We start from the raw sequence: 4,751 nt of genomic DNA, 5'->3' as shown, positions 1-4,751 counted from the left end.
GCGCCGGCCATCGAGCTTTCTTCGTCGCAGGTGGCGAGAATCAGCAGCGGTTGCTGGAAGGGCTGATCGAGCAAGGGCCGCACGGCCTCGATGGCCAGGGCGAAGAAGCCCTTCATGTCGCAACTGCCGAGGCCGACCCAGCGTCCGTCGACCTCGGTCAGCTTGAGCGGGTCGCTCTGCCACAGGGCGGCGTCGAACGGCACGGTGTCGCTGTGGCCGGCCAGCACCAGGCCGCCGGGGCCGCTGCCGTAGCTGGCCAGCAGGTTGAACTTGCCGGGGGCGATCTGCTGGGTTTCGCAGGCGAAGCCGAGGTCGCCGAGCCAGGCGGCGAGCAACTCGATCACCGGCCGGTTGCTCTGATCCCAGTGCGGCTGGGTGCAGCTCACCGACGGCGCGGCGATCAGCGCGGCGAATTGCTCTTGGAAGGACGGCAGCGGCATCGGTGCTCTCCTTGGACGGTGTCCCAATCATAGGGGCATCGTCGGCCAGGGGCACCTCTAAAAACTACCTGCGTTGTCATCGCTGCGTTGAAAGCAGGCTCAGAAGCTCATTTACAGCTCGTAAACCCGAATGCGGGCCCAGTGCGTTCTTCGCCTGTTTTCGCCTTGCGCTGACTGCCTCGCCTACGTTTTTAGAGGCCCCCTAACGGGAACCGTCAGACGCCGCCGAATAGCCCGCGCAGGATAAAGAAGAACAGGATCGACAGCGCCGCACCCACCGGCAGGGTGATGATCCAGGACAGGAAGATCTTGCCGATCATGCCCAGGTTCAGCGCACCGATACCGCGCGCCAGGCCGACGCCGAGAATGGCGCCGACTAGGGTGTGGGTGGTGGACACCGGCAGGCCCAGGCCGGAGGCGCTGACCACGGTGGTGGCGGCGGCCAGCTCGGCGGCGAAACCGCGGCTGGGGGTCAGCTCGGTGATTTCCTTGCCGATGGTGGCGATCACCTTGTAGCCGTAGGTGGCCAGGCCGACCACGATGCCCACCGCGCCGAGCAGCAGAATCCAGCCCGGCACCAGAGACTTCTCGCCGACGGCCAGGTCGCCGCCGCTCTGGATCACGCCGACGATGGCCGCCAGCGGACCGACCGCGTTGGCCACGTCGTTGGAGCCGTGGGCGAAGGCCATGGCGCAGGCGGTGAAGATCATCAGCACGGCGAACACCTTCTCCACGCTGGCGAAGTGGAAGGCCTTGTCGGCTTCGGCGTCGACATGAATGCGGCTGAGCAGGGCGATGCCGAGCAGCATGACGGCAGCGCCGATGCCCAGCGAGAGCATGAAGCCTTCACTGCTGGAGAGGTTCAGGCCGACGTGCTTGAGGCCCTTGGTCATGGTCATCAGCGAGATCATGAAACCGGTGAGGAACATGTACAGCGGCACATAGCGCTTGGCATTGAGGAAGGGGTTGTCGGTGTCGATGATCAGCTTCTGCACGCTGACGAACAGGCAGAAGGAGATGATCCCGGCGAGCAGCGGGGTGACCACCCAGCTGGCGACGATGGGGCCGACGCCGCTCCAGTGCACCGCATCCACCGACACGCCGACCGCGGCGAAACCGATCACCGCGCCGACGATGGTATGGGTGGTGGATACCGGCCAGCCCTTGGTCGAGGCCACCAGCAGCCAGCTGCCGGCCGCCAGCAACGCCGACATCATGCCCAGCACCATCAGGTTGGGGCTGATCAGCGAAGCATCGACGATGCCGTTCTTGATGGTTTCGGTGACTTCGCCGCCGGCCAGGTAGGCGCCGCAGAACTCGAAGACCATGGCGATGATGATCGCCTGTTTGATAGTCAGTGCGCGCGAGCCAACGGATGTACCCATAGCATTGGCTACATCGTTGGCCCCAACACCCCAGGCCATGAAAAAACCGAAAAGGCAGGCAAGAACGAGCAGAATCAGCCCGTAGTCCGCAATCAGAGACATAAGTTAGTTTTCCGTAGATCCCAGAAAGGACACTGGCGCTTAGCGCGCCAGCAGTTGTTCCAGTCGGTTGCCCACACGTTGGGCGCGGTCGGCGACATCGCCGATCCAGTCGATGATCTGATAGAGGAACATCACATCGACCGGGGGAAGGTCCTTCTCCAGCTTGAACAGGTTGCGGCGCACCTCGATCTGCAGGCGATCGGTGTCCTGCTCGATCACGCCCAGCTCCTCGATCAGGGTCTCCACCAGCACCGCCTCGCGGCCGGCGAAGCCGGTTTCCAGCAGCTCGTCCAGCTCGTTCATCGCCTTCAGCGCCTGGGCGCTGGCATCCACGCTGCGCTGCACGTAGGTGCGCATCAACGGCTGCAGCGCCTGCGGAATGGCCATCTGGCGGCCGAGCATCAGCCCGGCGATGTCCTTGGCACGGTTGGCGACTTTGTCCTGTACACTGAGCAGCTCCAGCAGGTCCGAGCGCGGCACCGGCAGGAACAGACTCTTGGGCAGGTGCAGGCGCACGCTTTTCTTCAGCTTGTCGGCCTCGTGCTCGAGCCGGGACATCTCCTGTTGCACCTGTTCCACCCGATCCCAGTCCTCGGCCATCACGGCCTCGAAGAAGGGCACCAGGTTCGCCGCGCACTCATTGGCCTTGGCGATATGCTGTTGCATGGGGCCGATGGGTGAACGACCGAACAGGCTGACAAAGGGATTGATAGGCATAGGGTAAGCCCCCGTTTTGAGAAGGCGGCAAGTATAGGGATCGCCTTCGTCTATCGCCAGCGCGCGTCATCGGACTGTCATATTTTCATACAAGGCACCTCGCTTCCGACCATGGTCAAAGAAACCGAAATCAAACTGCGCGCCAGCCGTGCCACCCTGGCCGCCCTGCGCGAACACCCGCTGCTGAAGAAGCGCAACAAGAGCGGCTGGCAGCGCGCCGAGTTGTTCAACCAGTACTACGACACCCCGGCCCGCGAGCTGGCCGGGGCCCGCGTCGCGCTGCGCCTGCGCCGCGACGGCGAGCAATATATCCAGACCCTGAAGACCCGCGGCCAGAGCGTCGCCGGCCTGTCCGAACGCAACGAGTGGGACTGGTACCTGGCCAAGCCCAAGCTGGACCTGAAGAAGCTCGACGACAGCTGCTGGCCGGCCAGCCTGGCCGAGCTGGACAAGAAGACCCTGCAGCCGCTGTTCACCACCGATTTCGTTCGCGAGAAGGCCGAGATCGCCTGGGGCCGCGGCAAGGCCAAGGTGGTCATCGAGGCCGCCCTGGACCTGGGCAAGGTGATCGCCGGCGAGGGCGAGGAAGAAATCTGCGAGCTGGAGCTGGAACTGCGCCAGGGCGAACCGGCGGCGCTGCTGGAGCTGGCCTGCGAACTGGCCGCCGAGCTGCCGCTGATGCCCTGCGACATCAGCAAGGCCGAGCGCGGCTACCGCCTGTTCGACGCCGGCAGCTACAGCCTGAGCCTGCCGGCGCCGCAGCCGAGCGCCGAGATGCCCCTGGACGATGCCTTCGCCGCCCTCGCCTGGCACCTGCTCGGCGCCAGCCAGCGCCTGGCCGAGCAATACCGCTTCAACGGACACTGGAGCCTGCTGCAGGACTGGCTGCAGCAACTGGTCGACCTGCGCGCGCTGCTGTCGCACTACCCACGCCAGCTGTCCGGCGGCGAGCAGCAGCGGGTGGCCATCGCCCGCGCCTTCGCTGCCGAGCCGGACGTGCTGTTCGCCGACGAGCCTACCGGCAACCTCGACAGCCACACCGGCGAGCGCATCAGCGACCTGTTGTTCGAGCTCAACCAGGAGCGCGGCACCACCCTGGTACTGGTCACCCACGACGAACGCCTGGCCCATCGCTGCCAACGCCTGATCCGTCTGGAGGCCGGCCACCTGATCGACCGCGTGGAACCCTGATGAACCGCGTACCGCTTACTCGCCTGCTGGCACTGGCCACCCGCCAGTTGCTGCGCGACGCCCGCGCCGGCGAGCTGCGCGTGCTGTTCTTCGCCCTGCTGGTGGCGGTAGCCGCCAGCAGCGCCATCGGCTACTTCAGCGCGCGGCTGAACGATGCCATGCTGCTGCGCGCCAGCGAATTTCTCGCCGCCGACCTGCGCCTGAGCGGCAGCACACAGGCCAAACCCGAACAGATCGAGGCCGGCACCCGCCTGGGCCTGGATCACGCGCAGATAGTCGAATTTTCCAGCGTGGTCGCCGCCGGCGACGGCATTCAGCTGGCCAGCGTCAAGGCCGCCAGCGATGCCTACCCGCTGCGTGGCGAACTGAAAAGCGCCGCCGCCCCCTATCGGCCGGAAGAGCCCGGCGCGGGTCCGGCGCCCGGCGAAGCCTGGGCCGAGACGCGCCTGCTGGCCGCCCTGGGCCTGCAGATCGGCGACGAGATCGAGATCGGCGCCAAGCGCCTGCGCCTGACCCGCGTGCTGACCTACGATCCGGACGGCGCCGGCGACTTCTACAGCCTGACCCCGCGGGTGCTGATGCACCTGGACGATCTGGCCGCCACCGAGGTGGTGCAACCGGGTAGCCGCGTACGCTTTCGCGAGCTGTGGCGCGGCGATGCCGAGGTGCTGGCCGCCTACCGTCAGGCAGTGCAAGCCAGCCTCGAACCCAACCAGCGCCTGGAGGATGCTCGCGATGGCAATCGCCAGGTCGGCAGTGCGCTGGGCCGTGCCGAGCGCTACCTGAACCTGGCCAGCCTGGCCGCCGTGCTGCTCGCCGGGGTGGCAGTGGCACTGTCGGCGGCGCGCTTCGCCGCGCGCCGTTTCGACGCCAGCGCGCTGCTGCGTTGCCTGGGCCTGTCGCGCCGTGAAGCGCT

General features: G+C 66.3%; 5 protein-coding genes. 2 read left to right on the top strand and 3 right to left on the bottom strand.

Annotated features, from left to right (window positions below; all coding sequences use genetic code 11):
• From N878_RS13045 to N878_RS13035, 3 genes are all read right to left on the bottom strand, one after another.
• A partial coding sequence (locus N878_RS13045; protein ID WP_021444093.1) for a M20/M25/M40 family metallo-hydrolase occupies window positions 1–440 on the bottom strand: 440 nt, incomplete at its 3' end.
• A gap of 215 nt (window positions 441–655) precedes the next feature.
• Window positions 656–1,927, bottom strand: a complete 1,272-nt coding sequence (locus N878_RS13040; RefSeq protein ID WP_031303133.1) for an inorganic phosphate transporter — start codon at window positions 1,925–1,927, stop codon at window positions 656–658.
• Window positions 1,928–1,966: 39 nt separating this feature from the next.
• A complete protein-coding gene (locus tag N878_RS13035) occupies window positions 1,967–2,644 on the bottom strand; it encodes a TIGR00153 family protein (RefSeq protein WP_031303132.1) in 678 nt (225 codons plus the stop codon).
• Between the two features lie 111 nt (window positions 2,645–2,755).
• On the opposite strand from N878_RS13035, the gene N878_RS13030 reads away from it, so the two are divergent.
• Window positions 2,756–3,835, top strand: a complete 1,080-nt coding sequence (locus tag N878_RS13030; protein WP_021444090.1) for a CYTH domain-containing protein — start codon at window positions 2,756–2,758, stop codon at window positions 3,833–3,835.
• A partial coding sequence (locus tag N878_RS13025) for an ABC transporter permease (RefSeq protein ID WP_021444089.1) occupies window positions 3,835–4,751 on the top strand: 917 nt, incomplete at its 3' end. The genes N878_RS13030 and N878_RS13025, both read left to right, overlap by 1 nt.

Source organism: Pseudomonas sp. EGD-AK9 (genome assembly GCF_000465935.2).
Classification (GTDB): Bacteria; Pseudomonadota; Gammaproteobacteria; order Pseudomonadales; family Pseudomonadaceae; genus Aquipseudomonas.
This window is presented reverse-complemented; position numbering and strand designations above follow the sequence as displayed.

Coding starts and splice junctions, on each gene's coding strand:
- N878_RS13040 (WP_031303133.1), bottom strand. CDS start 1,927: ATGTCTCTGATTGCGGACTACGGGCTGATTCTGCTCGTTCTTGCCTGC.
- N878_RS13035 (WP_031303132.1), bottom strand. CDS start 2,644: ATGCCTATCAATCCCTTTGTCAGCCTGTTCGGTCGTTCACCCATCGGC.
- N878_RS13030 (WP_021444090.1), top strand. CDS start 2,756: ATGGTCAAAGAAACCGAAATCAAACTGCGCGCCAGCCGTGCCACCCTG.